Origin of the sequence: Pseudomonas sp. NFPP24 (assembly GCF_900112095.1) — a bacterium.
Lineage (GTDB): Bacteria > Pseudomonadota > Gammaproteobacteria > Pseudomonadales > Pseudomonadaceae > Aquipseudomonas > Aquipseudomonas extremorientalis.
Genome location: NZ_FOKD01000011.1, coordinates 148,830 through 173,615, shown reverse-complemented (window position 1 = coordinate 173,615; position 24,786 = coordinate 148,830). Strand labels below are relative to the sequence as shown.

The 24,786-nt window shown below is 61.4% G+C and carries 20 protein-coding genes, 6 tRNA genes and 2 pseudogenes; 14 read left to right on the top strand and 14 right to left on the bottom strand.

Annotated features, from left to right (window positions below; translation table 11 throughout):
• Positions 1–7 precede the first annotated feature (7 nt).
• Entirely contained in the window at positions 8–2,455 is a 2,448-nt protein-coding gene (locus tag BM026_RS22735; protein ID WP_093530146.1) for an acyl-CoA dehydrogenase, read from the top strand.
• A 75-nt stretch (positions 2,456–2,530) separates the two neighbouring features.
• Positions 2,531–2,938, top strand: coding sequence for a PA2817 family protein (locus BM026_RS22730; protein WP_010211653.1), 408 nt, complete (start codon positions 2,531–2,533; stop codon positions 2,936–2,938).
• Here BM026_RS22730 and BM026_RS22725 read toward each other — a convergent pair whose 3' ends face one another.
• Entirely contained in the window at positions 2,939–3,883 is a 945-nt protein-coding gene (locus tag BM026_RS22725) for a LysR family transcriptional regulator (RefSeq protein ID WP_092247960.1), read from the bottom strand.
• 89 nt (positions 3,884–3,972) lie between these two features.
• Between BM026_RS22725 and BM026_RS22720 the strand changes: the two genes are divergently transcribed.
• The gene (locus tag BM026_RS22720; RefSeq protein ID WP_093123064.1) at positions 3,973–4,599 is read left to right on the top strand and encodes an alanyl-tRNA editing protein; all 627 of its coding nucleotides are present in this window, start codon (positions 3,973–3,975) and stop codon (positions 4,597–4,599) included.
• Positions 4,600–4,685: 86 nt separating this feature from the next.
• Here the strand turns inward: BM026_RS22720 and BM026_RS22715 are convergent, their stop codons facing one another.
• Both BM026_RS22715 and BM026_RS22710 read right to left on the bottom strand, forming a co-directional pair.
• Positions 4,686–6,260 (bottom strand): alkaline phosphatase D family protein, encoded by a 1,575-nt coding sequence (locus BM026_RS22715; protein ID WP_093530144.1) that lies wholly within the window; start codon positions 6,258–6,260, stop codon positions 4,686–4,688.
• Positions 6,257–6,811 carry a GNAT family N-acetyltransferase gene (locus BM026_RS22710; RefSeq protein WP_093530142.1) on the bottom strand — a complete coding sequence of 185 codons (555 nt, stop codon included), beginning with the start codon at positions 6,809–6,811 and terminating at the stop codon, positions 6,257–6,259. The genes BM026_RS22715 and BM026_RS22710 overlap by 4 nt, the downstream gene beginning before the upstream one ends.
• Before the next feature lie 190 nt (positions 6,812–7,001).
• Between BM026_RS22710 and BM026_RS22705 the strand changes: the two genes are divergently transcribed.
• The 7 genes from BM026_RS22705 to BM026_RS22675 all read left to right on the top strand — a co-directional run bounded on the left by BM026_RS22705 (position 7,002) and on the right by BM026_RS22675 (position 14,974).
• Positions 7,002–7,409: an ExbD/TolR family protein gene (locus tag BM026_RS22705; protein ID WP_071492239.1), complete on the top strand. Its 408-nt coding sequence runs from the start codon at positions 7,002–7,004 to the stop codon at positions 7,407–7,409.
• Between the two features lie 2 nt (positions 7,410–7,411).
• Positions 7,412–8,140, top strand: coding sequence for an energy transducer TonB family protein (locus tag BM026_RS22700; protein ID WP_093514441.1), 729 nt, complete (start codon positions 7,412–7,414; stop codon positions 8,138–8,140).
• Positions 8,141–8,164: 24 nt separating this feature from the next.
• Positions 8,165–10,447 (top strand): TonB-dependent receptor, encoded by a 2,283-nt coding sequence (locus tag BM026_RS22695; RefSeq protein ID WP_071492237.1) that lies wholly within the window; start codon positions 8,165–8,167, stop codon positions 10,445–10,447.
• Between the two features lie 17 nt (positions 10,448–10,464).
• Positions 10,465–11,112, top strand: coding sequence for a MotA/TolQ/ExbB proton channel family protein (locus BM026_RS22690; protein WP_093530140.1), 648 nt, complete (start codon positions 10,465–10,467; stop codon positions 11,110–11,112).
• A gap of 154 nt (positions 11,113–11,266) precedes the next feature.
• Positions 11,267–12,484 (top strand): phospholipase D-like domain-containing protein, encoded by a 1,218-nt coding sequence (locus BM026_RS22685; protein WP_093530138.1) that lies wholly within the window; start codon positions 11,267–11,269, stop codon positions 12,482–12,484.
• A gap of 114 nt (positions 12,485–12,598) precedes the next feature.
• Positions 12,599–13,066 carry an allene oxide cyclase barrel-like domain-containing protein gene (locus BM026_RS22680; protein WP_092247936.1) on the top strand — a complete coding sequence of 156 codons (468 nt, stop codon included), beginning with the start codon at positions 12,599–12,601 and terminating at the stop codon, positions 13,064–13,066.
• A gap of 168 nt (positions 13,067–13,234) precedes the next feature.
• Positions 13,235–14,974 carry a dipeptidase gene (locus BM026_RS22675; protein WP_093530136.1) on the top strand — a complete coding sequence of 580 codons (1,740 nt, stop codon included), beginning with the start codon at positions 13,235–13,237 and terminating at the stop codon, positions 14,972–14,974.
• A gap of 45 nt (positions 14,975–15,019) precedes the next feature.
• Here BM026_RS22675 and BM026_RS22670 read toward each other — a convergent pair whose 3' ends face one another.
• Positions 15,020–16,681: a M24 family metallopeptidase gene (locus tag BM026_RS22670; protein WP_093530134.1), complete on the bottom strand. Its 1,662-nt coding sequence runs from the start codon at positions 16,679–16,681 to the stop codon at positions 15,020–15,022.
• A gap of 78 nt (positions 16,682–16,759) precedes the next feature.
• Here BM026_RS22670 and BM026_RS22665 point away from each other — a divergent pair, with 78 nt between their 5' ends.
• Positions 16,760–18,265, top strand: coding sequence for a MocR-like pyridoxine biosynthesis transcription factor PdxR (locus BM026_RS22665; RefSeq protein ID WP_093530132.1), 1,506 nt, complete (start codon positions 16,760–16,762; stop codon positions 18,263–18,265).
• A gap of 11 nt (positions 18,266–18,276) precedes the next feature.
• Here BM026_RS22665 and BM026_RS22660 read toward each other — a convergent pair whose 3' ends face one another.
• Together BM026_RS22660 and BM026_RS22655 are read right to left on the bottom strand one after the other, a co-directional pair.
• Entirely contained in the window at positions 18,277–18,528 is a 252-nt protein-coding gene (locus BM026_RS22660) for a hypothetical protein (protein WP_071492230.1), read from the bottom strand.
• A gap of 59 nt (positions 18,529–18,587) precedes the next feature.
• A pseudogene (locus tag BM026_RS22655) lies at positions 18,588–19,259 on the bottom strand (extracellular solute-binding protein); the annotation flags it as partial.
• A gap of 7 nt (positions 19,260–19,266) precedes the next feature.
• Here BM026_RS22655 and BM026_RS22650 point away from each other — a divergent pair.
• On the top strand, positions 19,267–20,004 hold the full coding sequence (locus tag BM026_RS22650; protein WP_371914418.1) for a response regulator transcription factor: 738 nt from the start codon (positions 19,267–19,269) through the stop codon (positions 20,002–20,004).
• Positions 20,005–20,093: 89 nt separating this feature from the next.
• Here the strand turns inward: BM026_RS22650 and BM026_RS22645 are convergent.
• From BM026_RS22645 to BM026_RS22620, 6 genes are all read right to left on the bottom strand, one after another.
• A tRNA-Gly gene (locus BM026_RS22645) sits at positions 20,094–20,169 on the bottom strand.
• Between the two features lie 3 nt (positions 20,170–20,172).
• A tRNA-Glu gene (locus BM026_RS22640) sits at positions 20,173–20,248 on the bottom strand.
• 104 nt (positions 20,249–20,352) lie between these two features.
• Positions 20,353–20,428, bottom strand: a tRNA-Gly gene (locus BM026_RS22635).
• Between the two features lie 3 nt (positions 20,429–20,431).
• Positions 20,432–20,507, bottom strand: a tRNA-Glu gene (locus BM026_RS22630).
• A 103-nt stretch (positions 20,508–20,610) separates the two neighbouring features.
• Positions 20,611–20,686, bottom strand: a tRNA-Gly gene (locus BM026_RS22625).
• Between the two features lie 3 nt (positions 20,687–20,689).
• Positions 20,690–20,765, bottom strand: a tRNA-Glu gene (locus BM026_RS22620).
• 360 nt (positions 20,766–21,125) lie between these two features.
• On the opposite strand from BM026_RS22620, the gene BM026_RS22615 reads away from it, so the two are divergent.
• Positions 21,126–21,896, top strand: a complete 771-nt coding sequence (locus BM026_RS22615; RefSeq protein WP_092247910.1) for a hypothetical protein — start codon at positions 21,126–21,128, stop codon at positions 21,894–21,896.
• Between the two features lie 183 nt (positions 21,897–22,079).
• Complete coding sequence (locus tag BM026_RS22610; protein ID WP_093530130.1) at positions 22,080–22,892, top strand: alpha/beta fold hydrolase; 813 nt, start codon at positions 22,080–22,082, stop codon at positions 22,890–22,892.
• Between the two features lie 36 nt (positions 22,893–22,928).
• Here the strand turns inward: BM026_RS22610 and BM026_RS29670 are convergent, their stop codons facing one another.
• Together BM026_RS29670 and BM026_RS29665 are read right to left on the bottom strand one after the other, a co-directional pair.
• Positions 22,929–23,771 (bottom strand): methyl-accepting chemotaxis protein, encoded by an 843-nt coding sequence (locus BM026_RS29670; protein WP_371322049.1) that lies wholly within the window; start codon positions 23,769–23,771, stop codon positions 22,929–22,931.
• An 18-nt stretch (positions 23,772–23,789) separates the two neighbouring features.
• Positions 23,790–23,987: pseudogene (locus BM026_RS29665) on the bottom strand (HAMP domain-containing protein); the annotation flags it as partial.
• Positions 23,988–24,786: the final 799 nt, after the last annotated feature.

Sequence of the window (24,786 nt, the reverse complement as noted above, 5' to 3'; positions counted from 1 at the left end):
ATTGAATATGCTGTTGTTGTGGATACTGGTGCTGGTGGTCGGCATTGCCTACCTCGCACACCGCCGCGTCGCCCCCCTGCCCGCCCTGGGCGTGGTCGCCGTCTACCTGCTGGCGATGGGCGCCTGGGGCCACGCACCGGGTTGGCTGCTGCTGGTCTTCTGGGTGCTGATCGCCGTGGTGGCCGCGCCCCTGCTGTTGCCTGACCTGCGCCGCCAATACTTCACCAAGCCACTGTTCAATTGGTTCCAGAAAGTCCTGCCGCCGATGTCCGAGACCGAGCGCGACGCCATCGACGCCGGCACTGTGTGGTGGGACGGCGAGCTGTTCAGCGGTCGCCCCGACTGGGACAAGTTGCTGGCCTATCCCAAGGCCCGACTGACCGAAGAAGAACAGGCCTTCATCGACGGCCCCACCGAAGAACTGTGCGCCATGGTCAGCGACTGGGAAATCGGCCAGGCAATGGACCTGCCGCCCGCCGCCTGGGAACACATCAAGACCCACGGTTTCTTCGCCTTGATCATTCCCAAGGAATACGGTGGCAAGGGATTCTCCGCCTATGCCCACTCCCAGGTCGCAATGAAGCTCGCCACGCGCAGCGGCGACCTGGCCTCCACCGTGATGGTGCCCAACTCCCTCGGCCCGGCCGAGCTGCTGTTGCACTATGGCACCGAAGAACAACGCAACTACTACCTGCCGCGCCTGGCGCGTGGCGATGATATCCCGTGCTTCGCGTTGACTGGCCCGCTGGCCGGCTCCGATGCTGGCGCGATGCCCGACACCGGCGTGATCTGCAAAGGTGAATGGGAAGGCAAGGAAACCCTCGGCCTGCGCCTGAACTGGGAAAAACGCTACATCACCCTTGGCCCGGTTGCGACCTTGCTCGGGCTGGCCTTCAAGGCCCATGACCCGGATCACCTGCTGGGTGACGAGGAAGACCTGGGCATCAGCCTGGCGCTGATCCCCACTGACACCCCAGGCGTGGAAATCGGCCGGCGCCACCTGCCCCTGGGCGCCGCGTTCATGAACGGTCCCAACTCCGGCAAGGACGTGTTCATACCCCTGGAGTTCCTGATCGGCGGCCAGGAAATGCTCGGCAAGGGCTGGATGATGTTGATGAACTGCCTCTCCGTGGGTCGTTCGATTTCCCTGCCGGCGGTCGGCACCGGCGCGGCCAAGTTCACCAGCCTGGTGACCGGCCAGTACGCCCAGGTGCGCGAACAATTCAACGTGCCACTGTCGGCCTTCGAAGGTATCCAGGAAGCCCTCGCCCGCATCGGCGGCAACGCCTGGCTGATGGACAGCGCGCGCATGCTGACCGCCAATGCGGTGGACCTGGGGGAAAAACCGTCGGTACTGTCGGCGATCCTCAAGTACCACCTCACCGAGCGCGGCCGCGAGTGCATCAGCCACGCCATGGACGTGCACGGCGGCAAGGGCATCATCATGGGCCCGAACAACTACCTGGGCCGCAACTGGCAAGGCGCGCCGATCTTCATCACCGTGGAAGGCGCGAATATTCTGTCGCGCAACCTGATGATCTTCGGCCAGGGCGCGATCCGCTGCCACCCATTCGTGCTCAAGGAAATGGCCCTGGCCGGTCGCGAAGACCATGACCAGGCGCTGAAGGAATTCGACGGCCTGCTGATGCAACACATCGGTTTTGCCGTGAGCAACGCCGCCAGCACCCTGGTGCTCAACCTCGGCGTCGGCCATTTCGAAAAAGCGCCAGGCAACCGTTTGAGCCAGGGTTATTTCCGCGCACTCAACCGCCAGGCCGCCGCGTTCGCACTGCTGGCCGACCTGAGCATGATGCTGCTGGGTGGCGAGTTGAAGCGTCGTGAACGCCTGTCGGCGCGCCTGGGTGATGTGTTGAGTCATATGTACCTGGCGTCGGCCGCACTGAAGCGTTACCACGACCTGGATTCGCCGGATCACCTGGAACCGCTGTTCGCTTGGGCCATGGAAGAAAGCCTGGGCGAATCGGAGCGCGCACTGGATGAGCTGCTGAGCAACTTCCCGAACAAGGTGCTGGGCTGCCTGCTGCGGGTGATCGTGTTCCCGTTCGGGCGTCGCCATACCGGCCCGTCCGATGCGCTGGACGCCGAAGTCGCCGCCGTGATCGGCCGCGCCAAAGGCGACCCGACCCTGGAAGAGTTGCTGGCCGGCTGCTACCGCCCGCAATCGGCGGAAGACCCGGTGGGTGCCCTGCAACATGCCTACGACCTGCTGGGCGCCAGCCATCCGCTGCAAAAGAAACTGCACACCGCGCTCAAGAGCGGCCAGGTCAAACCTGCTGCCGGCGAGCATGCCATTGATGCGGCATTGCACGCCGGCGTGCTGCAACCCGCCGAAGCGCAGACCCTGCGTGACGCTGAAGCAGCGCGGCGCAAGGTGATCGACGTGGATGACTTCAGCAAGGAAGAGTTGACCCAGGCTGAGGGTAAAGTCCGCTGAGTCGAGTGGTCATATAAAAACGGGCGCGAGGGGCATATACTCTCGCGCCCGTTTTTGCTTTAGAGGACTTATCTCGTGTCCAACGTCGTTGCCGATCATCTCGTCTTGCTCGACCACTTGCGCAGCATCCTGGTTGCCGTCGGCGAAGCCGAACAGGTGCCCGAGGAAAGCCATTCCCTGTTCCTGGAGCGCTTCGACGAACTGCGCGCCCTGCTGCCAATCGACCCGATCGAAAGCCAGTACCTGGGCCAGGACCTGATGAGCCAGGTCATCCTGCGCTACCCACAGATCGCCCACCTGGTGCCACGCGACCTGCTGTGGTTCTTTGGCGGTGACTGCCTGCACTTCATGCCCGATGAAGAACTGGACCTGTACCAGGCCCTGGAAGAGCGCCGCTTCGAAGCCGAACAGAACGACGAACCGTTCGACTGGAACCAGGAAAAACAGCTGCTGGCCATGCCCGACGACCAAAGCAAGCACTGATCAGCGATCCGGAATGGGCCGTCGCAATGTCGGCTCCTTCGCCATGCACTCCACTAGATAATCAATAAACACCCGCAACTTCGGCGGAAGATAGCGCGTGGGCGAATGCAGCAACCACGCCTCGCCATGATAGGACGCGATAAAGTCCCACGCCGGCAACACCTGCACCAAACGCCCCTCCTCCAGCGCATGGCGCGCAGTAAAGTACGGCAGGCTGCCAATCCCCACATGCTGCAACACCGCATCCAACCGCACCCCGGTGTGGTTCGCCGCATACCGCCCGCGCACCACCACCGTCACCGCCTTGCCCGCCTGGCGGAATTTCCAGCGCGAGTCCCCTGGCGTTTCCCCCAGGTAGATACAGCTGTGTTCCAACAGATCATGGGGATGGCCCGGCACTCCATGCTCGGCCAGGTACTGCGGCGTCGCGCACAACAAATGCTCGATGGGCAGTAACTGCCGGCCAACCAACCCCGGCGGCGGGCTGTCGGTGATGCGGATGCTCAGGTCGACATTGTCATCAATCATGTCCACCTGCCGATCCTCCAGGAGCAACTGCACGTCGACCTTGGGATAGCGCCGCAGGAACTCCGGCATATGCGGGTGCACCACAAACCGCCCCACCGCCTTGGGCACGCTGACCCGCACCAGCCCTTCAGCTTCGTGGGTGAACTGGCCGCTGATCTCCATCACCGAACGCGCCGCGTTGACCATCTCCTGGCAACGCTTGAACACCTCTTCCCCGCCCTCGCTCAGGCGCAATTTGCGCGTGGTGCGTTGCAACAAACGCGTGGCCAGGGCCTTTTCCAGGCGCGAGATGCTGCGGCTCACCGAGGACGGCGAAGCGCCCAGTTGCCGGGCGGCTTCGGAGAAGCTGCCGGTTTCCACCACTTTGACGAAGATCGCCATCTCGCCCAGCAGTGGCAACGGTAGATTGATGCTCATGGTGCACAGGTCCATTGATAATTGAGCGGATTATCACCCATCTGCGCACTATTTATACTGCCCGCAGAACCCTGATGCGGATGTAGATCATGACCGAACGCCTGTTTTTCACCCACGACCACCTGACTGCCGAACTGGAGGTGCTGAGTTGCACGCCCCACGAAGACCAGTTCGCGGTGATCCTGCAGTCGACGATTTTTCATCCACAGGGCGGCGGGCAACCTTTCGATACCGGTTGGCTCGGTGAAAGCAGCGTGCTGCGCGTGACCCAGGAAGCCGATCATGTGGTGCATTACGTCGACCGCCCGCTGGCGCCGGGCCCCGCCACCGCACGGGTCGATGAACAGCGCCGGGCGTTGCACACCCGTCTGCATTCCGCCGGGCACTTGATCGGCAACGTGGGCGAGACCCTGGGCTGGATGCCCATCAAGGCTCATCACTGGCCAGGCGAAGGCAAGATCACCTTTATCCGTGGTGAAGCCGCGCAGAGCATGGACGCCGAGACGATCCAGCAACAGGTCAACCAATGGATCGCCGCGGACTACCCGCGCCATATGAACCTGGAAGACGGTACCCGCCAGGTCGGCTTTGGCCAGTTGCCTGCGTATGCCTGTGGGGGTACTCATGTGCAGACCTTGGGTGAACTGGGTCGGGTCACCATCCTGGCGTTATCGGAGAAAAAGGGCGCGTTGTCGGTACGCTACGAAATCACCTGAACCAGCCGCATTCACCCTTGTGGCGAGCGGGCCTGTTGTGGCAAGCCCGCTCACCACAGAAAATCGGCTTGTCAGAACAAACTTCCCTACACCTCAACCGCCCCCGCCCGCCCCGACTCCACCACAAACGACTTCAGCGTCGACACCCTGGCCGCCGGATCACGCGGGTCGGTAATCACGCGCAAGTGCGTGAGCATCCTGCCCGCCTCCACCTCCACCGACACATACCCTCGCTGACGACTGTCAAAGAATTTCACATGGGGGTTAAGCGGCAGGATCTTGCTGAACGCCTCAAACGGCGGCCCGTCGGACGTCACCGAGGTACCGACGAACTCCGTGGCGACCACAGGCGAATCCGGGTTGTTGCCATCGGCATGCAAGTCCGTCACCCAGAACGAATGGATATCACCGCCCCAGAACACCGGATTGTTGACCCGGTTGCGCTCGAGGGAAGCCAGCATCCGTGAACGGTTGGCCATGTAGCCATCCCAACCATCGGTCCAGCGCCCCGGCTTGTGGTTGGTCAGGTCGCGCTGGGTCAACGGCGCCACCAACAAGTCCTGGGCGATGATGTTCCACTGTGCCTTCGATTGGGCAAAGCCCCGGTCCAGCCAGGCCTCCTGCTGCCAGCCGAGCAGGGTGCGACCGGGGTCGCGCAAGTCATGACAGAGGTTATCGGCGATATGCCCCTGATGACTGCCATTGGCCAGAATGCACGGTTGTTCCGAGCGGTACTGCCGGCCGTCCAGCACATGGAAACGCGCCAATCGACCGTAGTCCATACGTCGGTAAATACGCATGTCCGGCCCTTTCGGCAAGCTGCTGGCACGCAGCGGCATGTGCTCGTAAAAAGCCTGGTAAGCCGCCGCCCGTTGCTGCAGAAATTGCCCCACAGGGATCTTCGGGTCCTGGGACCAGCGGTTGGCATAGTCATTCTGTACTTCGTGATCGTCCCAGGTCGCCACGCTCGGTGCGGCAGCGTGCAGGGCCTGTAGATCCGCATCGGTTTTGTACAAGGCATAGCGGTTGCGGTAGTCGCTCAGGCTCACCGCGTTGCCGCTGCCATGGGGGCGAATGATCTTGCCCGAGTCCGCTGCGTAGGAACTGTCGTAGATGTAGTCCCCGAGAAAAAACACCAGGTCGGGTTGCTCCTGCGCCAGGTGGCGATACGCACTGAAATAGCCACGCTCCCAATGGGAGCACGAGACAAACCCCAAGCGTGCCGACACCATGGCATGCACCGCCGGTGCGGTGCGCGACTGCCCCACCGGGCTTTGCGCGCCGAGCCCTTCGAACTGGTACCAGTACGGCCTGCCCGGCTCCAGCCCCGCGACCTCCACATGCACCGAATGCCCCCAGCGCTCGCTGGCCATGACCTCGCCCTGGCGCACCACGCGGGTCATCGCCGCATCGCTGGCGACCCGCCACCGCACCGGTACCGGGCGGCTCAAGCCCCCCTGGCCATCGGCGGCATTGAACAGCGGCGCCAGGCGCGTCCAGATCACAAACCCGTCGGGCAATGGATCGCCGGAGGCCACGCCCAAAGTAAACGGGTAGTCCACGCCGGCACTGCGCGCAAACGGGCTGAGGATCGAAAAAGTGGTGGCAACGGCCAGCCCGGCGAGGACCCGGCGCCGACCGTGATCAACGTCGCCGCTCACAGCCGAAACTCCCAATCCTCACGCAGGGTGGCGAACACCAGCATGTCTTCATGCACCCCATTCTTGAGGAACGCCCCACGCATGCAGCCTTCGTACTGCAGACCGATTTTCTCCATGACCCGCGCCGATTCCTTGTTGCGACTGAAACACTGGCTGCCCACACGGTGCAGGCCCAGTTCGCCAAAGCCGTAGTCCATCAGCGCGGTCGCCGCCTCGGTCGCATACCCCAGGTTACGTGCATCCGCCGCCGTCCAGCCGCCAAGGTGCCCATAGTGATGAGCCGCATTGATGCGCAGGCTGGCGATGCCGATCAGTTCGCCGCTGTCGCGCACATGCACGCCCAGGCTCAACAACCCCACCGAGCGAAATTTCTCCTGCATGCCGTCGATTAAATCCTGCGCCGTTTGCAGGGTATAGGGCGACGGAATGCTCGCCGTGTTATCGGCGATCTTCGGCCCGTTGGCGAGGGTGCACAACGTCTCGGCCTGGTGCTTTTCCAGTGCTTTCAATAGAAGTCGCGGAGTTGAAAGACATGGCAATTCGCTACTCATCTTTGGGGGCCCTCGATGTAAAGTTTTTGAGAATGCCCCTGTCGGGTTTCAATTCTGTTACGTCACAAAAATGACCCAAGAGTCGCCTGTAATACCCGTCCTAGAGGCCTCAAAACGTCAATTAAAGTTAACCAATCGGTCATTTTTGGTTGTTAGCGTGTCGCCCCTAATTCAATAACGGGGTAGCGGAATGAGAACCTGGGACGAACCGAAAAAACGCAAGGCGCACATCGAACTGATCCCGATGATCGACGTGATGATGTTCCTCCTGGTGTTTTTCGTACTCGTGAGCCTGAACGTGATTCCGGCCCTCGGCATGAAGACCCAACTGCCGAGCGCCAGCAGTTCGCAGCAGCTCAAGCCGCAGAACAAATTCATCCTGACCCTGGGCCTGGAAGGCCAGTTGCAACTGGATGGCAAGGACCTCACGGTCGATGGGCTGGTGCCGGCGTTGAAAGCGGCCGAAAAGCCTGACACCAAGTCGACCATCATCGTGAACAGCGACAAAGGCGTCGAGGTTTCGCGCCTGGTGGAGGTGATGGACACCCTGCGTCTGGGTGGCTTTACCTCCGTGTCCATTGCCACGCGTAAGTCCTGATCATGTACGTATTGTTTCGTGCGCGTCAGCTGCTGGGCAGCGTCCCGGCCCTGATCGCTCTGGTGCTGATTGCACTGGGTATCCAGTCCCAGACCTTGAAGGTCGAACCGGTGTATGACGAGTCCGCCGTCGAGTTGGCGCTGGTCGAACCGGAGCCGGAGGTGATCCCGGAACCGGTGGTGGAACAAGAGCCGCCACCGCCGGTGATCGAGGATGAAGAGGCCGAGCCGGCCCCGCCGCCGCCGCCGCCCAAGCCGCTGCCAAAACCCAAGCCTGAGCCCAAACCCAAGCCCGTGCCCAAACCCGTGGTGGCCAAGCCAACGCCTGCGCCGACGCCGCCACCGGTCGCCGCCAAACCGGCGCCTGCGGCCGTGGCCCAGGCCGCGCCGACACCGGCGCCGCCCGCCCCTCCCAAGGTCGACGGCCAAGCGCTGGAAGGCAGTTACCTCAAGGGGCTGCGCAACGAGTTGGACACCTACAAACAGTACCCCACCGGGCGCCAGGCCTCCCTCGAACGCCCGAGCGGCGAAGTGGTGGTCTGGTTGCTGGTCGACCGCCAGGGTCGGGTTCTCGACTCCGGCTTGCAAACCCAGGCCTCGAGCATGTTGCTCAACCGGGCCGCCACCAACAGCTTGCGTCGCATCAAGCAAGTCAAGCCGTTCCCCGAGCAAGCCTTCGGGGGCCGCAATGAGCAGCGCTTCACCGCCACCTTCAACTACAGCGTGCAATAAGCACCCGACACCAGGACGACAGAGATGAGGTTCACACGGATTCATCTGGCACTTGTTGCCGCAAGCATGGGCCATGGAATGGTCATGGCCGATACCAGTGACAGTGACGTCGGGACTATTGGGGTTCAGGGCAAGGCCACGGCAGGTGGCGGCTACATGGTGCAGGAAGAAAGCATCAAGGGCCGTTCCACCGTGACCAAGGAAGCGCTGGATAAACAGACCGCCACCGGCAACGCCGTGGACAAGCTCAAGTACACCCCGGGCTTGAACATTTCCAGCGAAGACAACACCGGTCTGTCAGGCTTTCGCTTTACCATGCGCGGCCTCAACTCCGACCAAGTGGGGATGTCGGTGGACGGCATGCCGATCAACGACTCCGGCAACTACGCGCTGTACTCCAACCTGCTGGGCGACCCGGAAAACATCGAGCAGATCTTCGTCACCCAGGGCTCTTCGGAAGCCGACGGCCCGCACATCGGCTCCAGCGGCGGCAACATCGGTATCGTGACCATTCGCCCGACCAAGGAAACCGGTGCGTTCGTCAAACAGATCATGGGCAGCAACGCCACCCGCAAGACCTTTGCCCGCCTCAACACCGGCGAGATCAACGGCCTGAGCAACTGGCTGTCGGCCTCCCATACCGAAGGCCAGATGTGGCGCGGTTCGGGTGCCGTGCGCGCGGACAAAGTCGAGTGGAACAGCTTCTTCGACGCCGGCGATGGCAACACCGCCAACCTGATCCTCAAATACCACGAGCAGGACAACAACAGTTACAGCCAACTGACCAAGGCTCAGTTCCAGCAGAACGGCCGCAAATACGACCCTTACCCCGCCACCCCCACCGTGGGCAGCAACGGCAAGTACAACAGCTACTACGCCCTGGCGCAGAACCCGTTCCAGACGTTTACCGCGGTGCTCAACACCCAATTCAAACTGGCCGACAACCTCGCGCTGTCGGTGATCCCGTATTACTACTGGGGTAACGGCAGCGGCGTCGGCTCGTCCAGCTATGCCCTGAACCGCGGCTCGAACCAGGGCGGCGTGTTCGACCTGGGCAACCTGCCCACCGGCGCTCAATACAACGCCGACGGCACCCCGAACAGCGGCGTGTACTATCGCCCTTCACGCACCCAGACCTGGCGTCCGGGCATCACCACCAAGCTTAACTGGGACCTGGGCGATCACAGCCTGCAAGTGGGCTACTGGTACGAGCGCGCACGCCAGAGCCAGACCCAGCCGTTCATTCCGCTCAAGGCCAGTGGCAAGCCGGTCGACACCTGGCCGGATTCCAACGAGGCGGTGGTGGATGCCAATGGCAACACCATCCAGGGCCGCGACCGCTTCACCATCACCCCAGCGCAAAAGGTCTGGGCCCAGGACACTTGGTACATCAACTCGGACTGGACCCTGATCGGCGGCCTGGCCTATATGAACGTCAAGCGTGACGGCACCAACCATGGCAGCCTCACCGAGCAAGCAGAAAAACGTAACCAGACCTACAACAAACTGCTGCCCAACGCCGGCCTCAAATACCAGGTGGATGAACGCGACCAGGTGTTCTACAGCCTGTCACGCAACATGCGCATCCCGCAGAACTACGTGCTGTACGACAAGGGCGCAGGCTCCATCGACGCCAAGCCGGAAACCAGTTGGAACCACGAACTGGGCTGGCGCTACACCGATGAAGACATGACCGTGGCCGCCACCTTGTTCTACATGCAGTTCAAGGATCGCCAGGTGTCGTCGCGCGATATCAACGGCGACTTCGCCGACATCAACGCCGGCTCCGTCAACAACAGCGGCCTGGAACTGGAGTGGAGCGGCCTGTTGCCCAATCACTTCAACTACTACACCTCCTACACCTACACCAAGGCCGAGCAGCAAGACGACTTGACCGTGTACAACGCTGGCAAAGCGATCGTACTGCCCACCAGCGGCAAGCAGTTCGCCAACGTGCCGAAAAACATGCTGGCCGCCAACATCGGCTACGACGACGGCCGCTTCTACGGCACCTTCGGCGGCAAGTACACCAGCAAGCTCTACGGCGATTTGACCAACGACGAAGCCATCTCCGGGCGCACCGTATTCAACGCCGGCGCCGGTATCTACCTGCCGGTGGACAAGAAAGTGGTCAAGGACGCGACCCTGCGCCTGAACGTCGACAACCTGTTCGACAAGAAGTACCTGGACGGCGTGTACACCACCAAGACCAACGCGGCCACCTACGGCGGTTTCCGTGACGGCGACCCGGCCTACATCGTGGGCCTGGAACGCACCGTGACGGTTTCCCTGGAAGCCAATTTCTAATTGCGAGGTAACTGAACATGGACATGAACCTGCTCCACGACATCACCTTCTATGTGATGTATGCCGCGATGGCCATCTCGATCTTCATCACCATCGAGCGCGGGATTTATTTCGCGTATGTACGCCGCCAGGCCCATGCACTCACCGAAGTGCTCGGCGCCAACGTGCACAGCGAACGCGACCTGCCGGAGAGCCTGACCCGTCGTGACAGCCTGCCGTTGAGCATGGTGCTGCCGGTGCTGGCACAGAAGGCGTCGAACGGCTCGCGCAAGGACCTGGATGATGTCATCGAGACCCAGTACCTGACCACCCGCGCGCCGCTGGCCCGCAGCCTGTGGATCATCGAAACCATCACCACCGCCGCGCCGCTGTTGGGTTTGCTGGGTACCATCCTCGGCATCATCGACACCTTCAAGGCGTTGGCGACGGCAGGCGTGTCGGACCCGGGCCAGATCTCCGGTGGCATCGGTACGGCCCTGTTCGCCACCGGGTTGGGGATCGCCATTGCGCTGTTCTGCGTGGTGTTCCACAACTTCTTCCAGGACCGCCTGGAGCGTATCAACGACCAGCTGAAAATCCTGCTGATCCGCGCCGCCACCGGTGCCCGCGTGCAGAGTGAAGTGCCGCATCGGGTACCGACGCCGCTGCACAGCCGCACCGCATAAACCTGTGGTGAGCGGGCTTGCCCCGCGTTGGGTGGCGCAGCCACCCCATATCCAGGCACCTCGGTCTTTCTGGGACAACGCGGTGGACTGTTTGGGGCGGCTGCGCCACCCAACGCGGGGCAAGCCCGCTCACTACATCAGTGAAGAGAGTGTTATGTCCGTCTCCTTGAAATTGCGTATCGCCGGCCTTGCCGGCTTACTCCTCAGTCCGCTGGCCCAGGCGGACTTTTCGATTCCGGGGTTTGAACTGGTACACACCGTACCGGTGGACACCGCCCTCGGCACCGACGACCTGCGCCAGCCCGGCCCGGTATGGAGCGAACTGTTCGACGGCGCCAAAAGCCGCATCGATATCGGCCAGTTCTACGCCGCCGATCACCCCGGCTCGGTGATGGACCGTGTGATCGAACGCCTGGAAGCCGCCGGCAAACGCGGTGTGAAGATTCGCTTTTTGCTCGAAGAAAAAGGCATCAAGTTGTCGGAGGCCTCCACCCTGGAACGCCTGCGCGCGATCCCCAACCTGACCTTTCGCGTGTTGCCCTACGCCCGTGTAAGCGGCGGGATCATCCACGCCAAGTACTTGGTGGTGGATGGCAAGCAGGCGTTTGTCGGCAGCCAGAATTTCGATTGGCGCTCGCTGGAGCACATCCACGAAACCGGCCTGCGCATCACTGATCCGACGGTCGTGGGGCAGGTGCAGGCCATCTTCGAACAAGACTGGAAAGCCCAGCATGCGTTGGCCGACAATCAGCCGGTGCCACTGCCCGTCGCGGGTAAAGAACCACCGCGCACCGGCAACTACCTGGTCGCCAGCCCGCAGCGCTACAACCCGCCCGGCGTGGGCGACTCGCAGCTGGAACTGCCGCGTTTGTTGAGTGAAGCCAAACAGGAAGTGCGCGTGCAACTGCTGGACTACGCACCGTTGTCCTACGGACCGGACAAGACCCGTCCGTACTACGCGGTGATCGACAATGCCGTGCGCGCGGCGGCGGCGCGTGGGGTGTTGATCAAACTGATGGTGTCCAACTGGAACACCGACAAGCTGGAACTGCCCTACCTCAAGAGCCTGGCGGTGCTGCCCAACGTGCAGATCAAGATCGTCACCCTGCCCGAGGCCAGGCAGGGATTCATTCCTTACGCGCGGGTGATTCACAGCAAGACCATGGAGATCGACGGCCAGGTTGCGTGGGTCGGCACCAGCAATTGGCTGGGTGGCTACCTGGATAATTCGCGCAACCTGGAAGTGGTGATGCGCAGCGAAGCGATGGCCAGGCGTGTCGGGGAATTGCATGAGCAGTTGTGGGATGGGCCTTATGCCAAGGCATTGGATGTGACAGCTGAATACGCGGCTGCGCACCCGGGTACTTTGTAATACACCATCAGCTGCGGACATTTGAATTCTTGAGATTGGCAGCTAGCCTTCTCAGGCTCCGGACGCAGCTTTAGCGGTGCTGCGGCTGGAGCCCACTGACATGAGAGCATTGCCATGAAAACCGCACCCTTTCGCACCTTGTGTACATTGCTTCTGCTTATTCCACTCAGCGCCTGCGTCAACAGCCCGCCAACACTCACTCTGGTGACCTTTGCCGACGGTACACGGGGCCTCAAGACGCCCGTGGATACTGGCGCACCGGGGCCTTCCCAAGGCGACCTGTTTGTCTTCGCTCAACCCCTGATGGATCAGGATCGCCAGGACATCGGACACAACAATGGCTATTGCGTCACCACGCAGCCTGGCGTTCACAGCCAATGCCAATGGACACTGATGTTCGTGGATACTGCCGGGCAGATCACGGGCACCCTTGTCGTCGGCGGACAGGAGTACGAAACCGGCTTATCCACCGTCGCACTCCTAGGCAGTACCGGCAAGTATGCCGGCTTCACTGGCCATATGACTTCCGAACCCATGCCCGACGGTACATTCAAGCAAACCTTGTATCTGACTCCTCGCTGACCCCGCAAAATGCCGCTCATCAACGCGCGGCGTTTTCTTATTGAAGTAGGACATTTCACTGATCCGCACCTCCCATCTCACGCCTTCACAGTGTTAGTGTGTGGAAATGTTTCTGACAGATCGATCAGAAACCTCCTACTCACTACCTGCAAAGGAATGCGTCTCTCCATGCACTTTCCACTCAAGCAATTGGCGGCTGCCACCCTGTTTGCGGCGAGCCTTTCGGCTGTTACCTGCCCCGCCTTCGCCAACATCACGCCCGAGCAAAGCACGGCGATTCTCAAGAACTTCAACGAAACGTCCGTCACCGATTTTCGCGGCTTCCTCGGCGCGCTGGCTAAAGGCGACCTGGGCAAGACCAGCGACGTCGGCCCGGCAATCAGTGCCTTTCTCGACAACAAAACCCTGAGCGCCGACCAGCAGAACGAAATCAATCGCCTGCTGGGCATCTACACCCGGGTGAAGTACGGCAAAGCCGCCCTCGAAACCCTGCGCGAGCTGGTGGAAATCCCGACCTTCAACGTGGATGGCCTGCCGCAGTACAAGAACCCGGAATTCATCAAGATCGCCGGCAAGCTCCAGGACCTGGCCAAGGCCTTTAACCTGAACTTCCGCAACATCGACAACCGCGTGTACGAAATTTCCCTGGAAGGCAGTGGCGACGACGTCGTCGGTATCCACGCCCACGCCGATGTGGTGCCGGTGACGCCGGAAAATTGGGTGCTCAAAGATGGCACCAAACTCGACCCGTTCAAGGTCACCCTGATCGGCAACCGCATGTATGGCCGTGGCACCGAAGATGACAAGAACGGCATCGTCGTGGCGATGTATGCCATGAAGGTGATCAAGGAAGAAAAGCTGCCACTGGCGCGCAATTTCAAGCTGCTGGTCGACACCACCGAAGAAACCTCCGGCGACGCGATCCCTTACTACTTCGAAAAGAACCCGACACCGCAATACAACCTGGCGCTGGATGGCGGCTACCCGGTGGTGATTGCCGAGAAAGGCTACGGCACGGTGATGGCAACCTTCCCGCGCCGCAAGGGTGAAGGCAAAGGCGCGGAAATCATCGCGATGACCGGCGGCATGGCCACCAACCAGATTCCGTCGGCATCGGTGGCGACCTTCGTCAGCGACAAGCCTGCCGAGTTGGCCGCCAGCCTGCAAAAGGCCGGCAGCGAATACGCCAAGCGCAACGGCGGCGATTTTGCAGTGGCCGCCAAGGTCGACGGCAAAGACGTCAAGCTGACCGTCACCGGCGTGTCCGCTCACTCCTCCGAGCCGGAGTCCGGGGTCAACCCGGTGGCGCGCATGCTGGAGCTGATCCACAGCGTCGACGGCAAGATCGCCCTCAAGCACAACCACATCACAGACGCGGCGCGGTATGCCTCCGACAACTGGGGCCTGGACTACCTGGGTGGCAAGTTGGGCGTGGGCTTCTCCGACGAGTTCATGGGGCCACTGACTACCTCGCTGACTTTTGTCGGCCTGGATGAAAAAGCCTTCAAGCTGGCGGTAAACCTGCGGGTGCCGAAGGGCAAGTCGCCGGAGAAACTCAAGGCCGAGATCGCCGACAAGCTGAGCGCCTGGGACAAGAAAGCCAAGGTCAAGGTGGACTTCGCCTACTCGGTGGCCGAGCCGATGTACCGCAACCCGGAAGGTGAATGGGTCAAGGCACTGCTGGCAGTCGCCACGGAAAACCTCGGCATGGAGCACAAGTTCGGCACCTCCGCCGGCGCAACCTCCGTGCATGAACTGCCCAACGGCGTGCAATTCGGCCTGGCGCGCCCGGAAGTCAAATACACCGGGCACACCGACGGCGAGTTCAAGACCGTCGACCAGTTCCTGCTCGACCTGCAGATCGTCACCGAAATGATGGGCCGTATCGGCCAGCTGCCGAAGCTCTGAGCCCAAAGCACTGATGCAAAGGAGCCCGCCGCAACGGCGGGCTCTTCAGGCTTGCAGCCTCAACATATCCTCGAAAAAACCACCGACCGGTTCCGTGGGATGGCACAGCTGGATTTCCAGCACCCAGGCCATTTCACTCGGTGGGATGTCCAGATCCGCCAGTTCCTTGTTCTCGAACAACGCGTGGGGGAAATCCGCCAGGCGATGCCCCGCAAGGTTGCGCGCCAGCCTCCAGCCTTTTGCCACGGCGCTCTGCTCGGCGAAATCATACAGCTCTCGACCGGTGAGGCCTCGCAACCAGGCGTCGCGGGTCTCGTCGAACACCTCGTGCAGCGCGGTCGTGCACGCCAGGTGCAGCGGCGCGTCACCGAACACAAAGGTATCGCCGTAGTCGCCTTCATAGCCGTCCCACACCGGGCCCAAATCAACCACGACGATATCGCTGGCGCGCAGCCTGCGCTGGCGGTCGATCCCTTCGCGGGGTGGGCGGACCGTGTCGGCGCCAAAGCGGATATAGGTCGGGTGCCAGGTGTGCGATGCGCCCATGGCCTGCAGTTGTTCGGCGGCCATGTCGAGGGCTTCGCCGGTGGTCATGCCCACCCGCAGTCGGCTGGCAATGGCCGCCAGGGCGCGGATGGATTGGTCACGGGCCGCCAGCATGCCGTCAAACGAATAACGGGGGCCGACTTTTTCCCAGATCGGGTCGAACGCAGGTGTAGGCGCTTGCGTGCCTGCGCCACCACTGGGCACAAAGGCTTCGGCGACAAACCGGTGAGCCGGCAAGCCCGCGTCTAGGCACTGCTCGCGGACCTGGCGGATCATTGCGCCGTTGCCGCACGCGTACACCTGGGCAACTTGCCAACGATGCCCATGGCTCAGCGCAACGTCCTGCACGCGCCCCTGCGAAGCCAGCACCGGGTGCCAGTGAAAACGCGGGTGATCGATGACGGACTGGTCCAGGAACACGCGATCATAGAAGTCTGCCGGCTGCGCGCCGCCCCAGTACAACGTCACCTCGACATTGCGCTTCAAGGCGCTCAGCAGGATCGGTTTGATGCCGGCGTAGCCGGTGCCCGTAGCGAACAGGACCACAGGGCTGTCATCCACGTCCTGCCAGGTGCAGGCACCAAAAGGCCCCTCCAGTTGCAGCACGTCGCCGGCCTCCAGGTCGCCCAGAACAGCCTCGGAAAACAGCCCGCCGCGCACCTGGCGAATCTGAAAGACCAGGCGCCCGTCATCTTCGGCCGGCAGGTTGGCGATCGAGAAACACCGCGAGTCACCGTCGACCAGACGGAACTTGAGGTACTGGCCGGCACGCACCGCCAATGGCAGGTCCGGCATCAGCACCAGCTCAATGATGTCAGGGCTCAATGCGCACTTGCTCAGCACTTGCGCCTCGACACTCAGCGCGGGGGTGTCCAGGGCCCAGCCGGGGATTTCCAGGCGCATATCGCCGCAGGCGTGGCTCTGGCACAACAACATTTCATTCGCCGCCAACGGATAGCACGGCGCGGGGGCGTTCGGCGCCAACTGCCTGGCCCGGTACTGCCCTTCTGCGACTACCACCTTGCACGATCCACAGGCACCGCGCCGACAGGAAAACGGCACGGACAGGCCACTGGCGAGCATCGCATCGAGCAACAGCTCATCACCGGCCTCAAAGGTTTTCCCCGAGGGGGACAGTTCGATGACATGACGTGTATTCATAACAACCTCGGGGGTGAGTGAGGCTTGATTGTTGCGCTAGACTAGGCCCATTAAAACCTCCAGTTTTGGATACTTCAGATGGTCCAGATGCGTAAATGGCGGCCGCTGCTCAAGCTGGACGAGAGCGCCAGCCAGGCGTCCTACCGCAAGATCGCCGAAGGCCTGATGACGGCAATCGTCGAGGGTCGCTTGCCGCCCGGCACCTTGCTGCCGGGCACGCGGGAAATGGCGCAATTGCTCGACGTCAACCGCAAGACCGTGATCCTGGCCTACGAAGAAGCCATGACCAAAGGCTGGCTGGTCAGCGAGCCGCGACGCGGGACCTTCGTCAATGTGCAATTGGCGCCCAAGCCAGTGCCGAATCGCGCGCAACCGTCCTTCGCACCGCCCGTCCTGGCCCAGGCGAACGCGCCGTACTTCACCCAGAACGCCCAGGCGACGGCACTGCAACATCGGCGTGGCGCACTGTTTTTCGACAACGGCACCAGTGACCACCGCCTGCTGCCCCAAGCCGTGCTGCACCGCCACTACCGCAATGCCCTGCGCAACAGCTTCGCCTCCAATACGGTGCGCTATGGCAGTGAGGGCACCGGCTATGAGTTGCGCTGCGCCCTGGCCGAAATGCTGCGCAACAACCGCGGGCTGACGGTCAGCGCCGAGAATATCTGCCTGACCCAAGGCACCCAGATGTCGCTGTACCTGAGCGCCAGCCTGCTGCTCAAACCTGGCGACGTAGTGCTGGTGGAACGCCTGAGCTACCCGCCGGCCTGGGAGATTTTCCGCAAGCTGGGCGCGCAGTTGGTCACCGTGGATGTCGACGACGAAGGCTGCCGCACGGACCAGATCGATCGTCTGTGCCGTGAGCACAAGGTGCGGATGATCTATCTCACGCCGCACCACCAATTCCCCACCACCGTGAGCCTGCACGCAGCGCGTCGGCAACAGCTGCTGGCATTGGCGGCACTGCATGACTTCTGCATCATCGAAGAAGATTACGATCACGAATATCACTTCAACGGGCGACCTTACCTGCCGCTGGCCAGCGACCGTTCACAGCGCCATGTGCTCTACGTCGGCTCGCTGTCCAAGGCGCTCGGTTCGACGTTTCGCTGCAGCTATGTGGTGGCTCCCACACCCGTCATTGAAGCCCTGCACGGCAACGCTGCGTTGATGCTGGGCGATGCCGACGCGGTGGCGCAGAAGATGCTCGCGGACCTGATCAACGCGGGTGAATTGAAGAAACACCTGCGTCGGGTATCCAAGGAATACCGCGCCCGCCGCGAAACCTTGCAGGGCTGTCTGCATGCGGCATTCGGTGATCGGATCATGGTGCGCGAACCCGAAGGCGGGCTGGCGCTGTGGGTGCGTTTTGAAGATCGGATAAACGTCGATCAGATGGTGGCCACCGCATTGGAGCATGGGCTGGTCGTACGCAGTGGTCGGCAGTTTTCGCCGATGGACCGGCCGGAAAATGCGTTGCGCCTGGGCTTTGCCTCACTCAATCAGGCGGAAATCCGTGAGGCCACGGTGCGCCTGGCCAAAGCGGTGAACCTGTGCGCACACAAAAATGCCGATCATCGCTGATCGGCATGCGGTTAGAGCGGCAGCAGGAAGCGGGATTTCTCTTCGGCCCGGGCCAGTTCCGGGAACTCCAGCAGCAGCGCCCGGTTGCCCCGGCCAATATGCTCCATCACCGCCCGTGTAATGTACTCACGCACCATGCCCGTCGAGACGTAATACATGGCCCAGGCTTGTTCGGGCGTACAGTGGCCGATCTGTTCTTCGATTTGCGTGTACGCCTCGTCATCGTCCGACTTCACGTCGCGCTGATATTCCGCTTGGCCCATGATTGATCTCCTTCAACGGCACGCCTGCAACAGCCCGGCATGCCTGGTCATTCAGCCGGTCACGTGCCGCTCTTCACTTTGGTCCACACACGCGTGCGGATTCGCTCCAACTTCAAGGGCAGCGGTTCAAGGGGAACCAGTGTGGCAATGGTCTCTTTGGACGGATAAATCCAGGGGTTGTCGCGCAGCTTCTGCTCGACCAACTCGGTAGCGTCCTTGTTGGCGTTGGGGTACAGCGTGTGGTTGGAACTCTTGGCAATCACTTGCGGCTCAAGCATGTAGTTGATAAACGCCAGACCCTGCCTGGCATGCGGCGCATCCTTGAGCAGCACGAAGTTTTCCGACCACACCAACCCGCCCTCGCGCGGCAGGCTGTAGGCAATCTTGCGCCCGGTGTTGTTTTTTTCATTGATGGCCTGTGCCGTCAGCGCCCCGCTCGCCCAGCCCACCACCACACAGATGTTGCCATCGGCAAAGTCGGCATCCGTCCTGGATGAATCAAAGTAAAGGACGTAAGGGCGGATCTTCAGCAGCAGCCCCTGGGCTTTCTGGTAATCCTCAGGGTTCTGGCTGTTGCTGGGCAGCCCGAGATAATGCAAGGCGATCGAAATGATTTCACTCGGGGAATCGAGCATCGCCACGCCACACGACTTGAGCTTGCTGATGTTCTCTTCCTTGAAGATCAGGTCCCAGCTGTCCACCGGGGCATTCTCGCCCAGGTCGGCCGGGACGCTGATCATGCAACTGAACCGACCGGCGTTCTGGAGCTCACTGGTTCGCGTGCTAAAGGAATACGTCCAGATCGACAACTGGGTCGTGCTGATCTTCAGCGACCACCAGGTACGCGTGGTCAGCGTGACTGAGGTCGCCGATGCGGACGAAGTGGACGCGTTGACCCAGCGCTACGTAAAAGGGCTGTACCTGCTCGACCCGTTCTACATTGCCAACCGCGAAAACCCGCAGAGCGGCTTTTTTCATCTGTCCGACATTGCGCCGGAGCACTTCCTGACCACCGAGTATTACCACCAGTATTTCGCCCAGTACATCAGCGTGGATGAGGTGCAGTACAACGTACAACTCGACGCCGACAGAACGCTGTGCATTTCATTTGGCAGCCACGCGCGATACAGCCCGCAGCAGATCGCGACCCTGGACATTATCAAGCCATGGGTGATGGCGTTGATGCATCAACGCATGTGCTTTGAGACTGATGCGGAAAAAAGCCAGGACGAACCGCCACCCTGGTCAGAGGCCATCGTGCAACTGGGCACACAAATCACTGCGCGCGAAAAAGATGTGCTCAAGTTGCTGTTGAGCGGTTTTTCCAACAAAGAAATCGCCGGCAAGCTGAACCTGTCGGCAGAGACCATCAAAGTTCACCGTCGCAACCTCTACAACAAACTGAACATCAAGTCTCAGTCCGAGTTGTTTGCGCGTTTTTTCATGCCGGCGCAGGAGGCCCAGACGGCGCAGTGAACGCAGCCGCAGCGGGCCTGCGGCGGCTCTGCACAAATCACGCGCAAACAAAAACGCCGATCATTGCTGATCGGCGTTTTTGTCGAATATGGAGCGGGAAACGAGACTCGAACTCGCGACCCCGACCTTGGCAAGGTCGTGCTCTACCAACTGAGCTATTCCCGCAAATGGCGTCCCCTAGGGGACTCGAACCCCTGTTACCGCCGTGAAAGGGCGGTGTCCTAGGCCACTAGACGAAGGGGACACACAACTGAAACACATGGTGTGCATTTCAGTGTCCAGGGGTTAGATCCGAAGATCATGCCCTGGTTTCACTCAGTGCCGCCCGAGAGCCACACTGCTTAAACTTGGAGCGGGAAACGAGACTCGAACTCGCGACCCCGACCTTGGCAAGGTCGTGCTCTACCAACTGAGCTATTCCCGCAAATGGCGTCCCCTAGGGGACTCGAACCCCTGTTACCGCCGTGAAAGGGCGGTGTCCTAGGCCACTAGACGAAGGGGACACACAACTGAAACACATGGTGTGCATTTCAGTGTCCAGGGATTAGATCCGAAGATCATGCCCTGGTTTCACTCAGTGCCGCCCGAGGGCCACACTGCTTAAATTGGAGCGGGAAACGAGACTCGAACTCGCGACCCCGACCTTGGCAAGGTCGTGCTCTACCAACTGAGCTATTCCCGCAAATGGCGTCCCCTAGGGGACTCGAACCCCTGTTACCGCCGTGAAAGGGCGGTGTCCTAGGCCACTAGACGAAGGGGACACACGTACAACATTCACTGCTTAACCGCGTTTTGCTGTGTGCTTTACGCGTTAAGTGGCGCGCATTCTATGGACGGATTGAAAGATCGTCAACCCCCAAGGATAAATTTATTAAAATCAATGACTTCCCCCAGCTTTTCGGGCTCATGGGGGGATTGTGCGCGTCCGGGCTTTGACGCCTATATTCTGGCGCCCGACAAGACGCTATAGTTCGCTCCAGCAAATGATGGCAATGTGCATCCATGCAGGGAGCGCCTATGCCTGTAGAAGCAAACTACCCGGGCAACTGGTCGATCAGTCCTATCCGCCGGATAGCCCAGTCACTACACTCCACTGTAAACCCTATAAAGAGGTCACACCGGTGACACCACTCATGATCACCCTGCTGGTAATAGCCGGGATCGCAATACTGATCGCCATTGGCTACATGAACCACGTGGTGGAAAACAACAAGCTGGAAAAGAAGCGCACCGAGATCGAGCTTAACGATCGCCTGCGCCGTTGCGGTGAAATCACCGAGACCTTCCCTGGCCAGTTGATGACCCCGGCGCTCAAGCTGTTGCTGACCCGCCTGGAACTCAACGTCAACCAGCGCCTGCTGAACCTGAATAAAGGCAGCATGGCGCTCAAGGCCCGCATCGCCGAGCTGAATACGCTGGTCGCCCAGGGCGAATCGATCCCGGTGAACAACCCGCCCGCGCCAATCCAGACCGAAGCCAAGGCCAAGGATGTGCGTTTCCTGCTCGAAGCCCTGCACGGCCAGGTCACCCGTGCGGCCCAGGATGGTTTCCTGCCGGCCAACGAGGCCAAGCACTGGATCCGCGAGATCCGCCATATCCTGGTGTTGCTGCATATCGAGTTCTTCAACAACCTCGGCCAGCACGCCCTGCAACAAGGCCAGCCGGGCCAGGCGCGGCTGGCATTCGAGCGTGGCGTGCAGTACCTGCGCAAACAGCCGGAGCCGGTGATCTACAGCGCACAGCTGCAACACCTGGAGGCCCAACTGGGACGCGCCAACTCCACGGTGCTGACCAACAGTAAGCCGGCCGAAGACGAAGTCAACGAACTGACCGAAGGCCTCAAAGTGGTCGACGCCGACGCCGAGTGGAAGAAGAAAGTCATCTACGACTGATTCGCCGGCTGGAAGACTGGCCTGGCTTTTATTGCTGTGGTGAGCACGCTCACCACAGCAATAAAAGCCAGGCCAGTACAAACCACCTCGCTGCTTCACGAGATGCCATCACTTTGCATCTATCCCCCCGCCCCCGACTAGCGTAAAAAAGTGCCCCTCACTCCATGAAGTCAGAGGCCCGCTATGCCTGTCGCCGTCATTGATGGACAACCGCTGCACTACGTCGACCAGGGTTCCGGCCCCGTCGTCCTGCTGGGCTCAAGCTACCTGTGGGACCGCGACATGTGGGCGCCGCAGATCGAAGCCCTGTCGCAACAGTACCGGGTGATCGTGCCCGAGCTGTGGGGCCATGGCGAATCCGGCCCGCTGCCCGCAACAACCCGCTCCCTCGACGACCTCGCGCGCCAGGCCCTGGCCCTGCTGGACCAGTTGGATATTCCACAGATCAACCTGGTCGGCCTCTCGGTCGGCGGCATGTGGGGGGCACGCCTGGCGCTGCTGGCTCCCGAGCGCATCAACAGCCTGGTGCTGATGGACACCTACCTGGGTGCCGAGCCCGAAGCCACGCGCCAGTATTACTTCTCGCTGTTCAAGATGATCGAAGACGCCGGCGCTATCCCCGGGCCGTTGCTGGACGTGGTCGCGCCGATCTTCTTCCGCCCGGGTATCGACCGCGAATCCGCGCTGTATCAGGATTTCCGCAAGCAATTGCAGGGCTACTCCAAGGAGCGCCTGCTGCAGAGCATCGTGCCCCTGGGTCGCTTGATCTTCAGTCGCGAAGATGTGCTGGGACAGTTGCCCAAGCTGGACGCCGACACCACCCTGGTGATGTGCGGCGAACAGGACAAACCGCGCCCACCTGCCGAATCCGAGGAAATGGCCGGCCTGATCGGCTGCAGCCTGATCCTGATCCCGCAAGCCGGGCATATCAGCGCCAGGGAAAACCCGGACTTCGTCAACGAAGCCCTACTGACCTTCCTCGCCAACAACGCCTGACCGCCCTCCCCTGTGATCGCCGCATGAACGCTGCGATCACAGGCGGAAGTGCCCGACCATCCCCTTGAGTTCCGCGCCCAGCTGCGCCAGCTGAATGCTCGATGCGGCGTTGCCCTGCATGCTCAATGCCGACTGATCGGCACTGGCACGGATACTGGTGACACTGCGGTTGATCTCCTCGGCCACCGAGCTTTGCTCCTCGGCCGCCGCGGCAATCTGCTGGTTCATCTGCTGGATCAGCGACACCGCCACCGCGATGCTGCCCAAGGCGCTCTCGGTCTCCAAGGCATCGCTCACCGCCAGCTTCACCAGTTCGCCGCTTTGCTGGATCTGCTGCACCGAGGACTGGGCCGCGTTGCGCAACGTACTGACCAGCCGCTCGATTTCTTCGGTCGATTGCTGGGTACGCTTGGCCAACGCCCGCACTTCATCCGCCACCACCGCGAAACCACGGCCCTGCTCGCCGGCACGGGCGGCCTCGATAGCCGCGTTGAGGGCCAGCAGGTTGGTCTGTTCGGCCACGCTTTTGATCACACTCAACACAGTGCCGATGTTCTGGATCTCGGCGCTCAGGCTCTCGATGCTGGCGCTGGCACTGGTGCTGGAGGTGGCCAGCAATTCAATACGCTGCAAACTCTGGCGCACCACACGCTGGCCGCTGTCGACTTTGTCGTCCGCTGTCTGTGCGGCTTGCGCGGCTTCTTCGGCGTTGCGCGCCACGTCATGCACGGTAGCGGTCATCTGGTTCATCGCCGTGGCGACCTGCTCGGTTTCTTCTTTCTGGCTACTGACTTCGACATTGGTTTGTTCGGTGACGCTGGACAATGAGTGAGCCGAGCTGGCCAGTTGCTCGATACCGGCCTGCAGGCCGCTGACCATATGGCTCAGGCCATTGCCCATCTGCTGCATCGCCTGCATCAGTTGGCCGATCTCATCGCGGCGACTGACCTCCATGCGCCCGCTCAAATCGCCGGCCGCAATCTGCTGGGCAACCGCAATCACGCTGCGCAGCGGCGCGACGATCAAGCGGGTGATCACCCAGGCCGCGATCAACCCCACCAACAGCGCCAGGGCCGAAGAGCCGATGATCAGCATCGCGCTTTTCTTCAACTGTGCCTGCATCGACAGGTCTTCAGTGTCGTACGCCTGGTTGACCCGGCCGACCACTTGCTCGGCCCGATCATGCAACTGCTTGTAGACCACCTTCTCCTGGGCCAGCAGGCCGGTGTACTCGCCGAGTTTTTCACTGAACGAAGCAATATGCCCGGAGACCTCATTCAACACCGTCTGGTAACCGGGGTCCTTGACCGCGGTTTTCAGTGTTTCAACCTGGGCCAGCGCCTGGTCGGCCTGCTCGATCTTGCCTTGCTCGGCGTCATCGGCGTCTACCTTGCGGCTCTGGTCCAGACGTACGTGGGCTTCGTTCATGGCTTGCAACATCAGCCGTGAAACCTGGCTGACCTGCCCCGCCTGCTCGATAAACTCGGCGCCCTCCTTGCCCTGGCTTTCCTTGAGGCCATAGGCACCGTCGTCAGCCAGCCCGGCCTGCAGCACATCGAGATTATTGGCCACGCTGGACACTGACCAACTGGCCATTTCCAACGCCAGGTCCTTGGTCTGGGTCAATTCGACAAACTCATCGAACGCCTTGCGGTAGGCGGCCAGGGCCTGTTCGACATCCGTCATGACGGGCACGTTGGCCGCCGACTGGGCCTTGAGGCTCGCCGCGAGCGCGGCCAAGCCATCGACACTTTCATGCAGGGCGTCGACGGCCTTGGGGTCGGCATGCAACGCGTAGTCCTGCTCGATCAGGCGCACCTTGAGCAAGCCACTGTTGAGCGACGACATGGCCTTGAGGCCTTCGAAGCGCTGGCCAACGGATTGCAGGGACCAC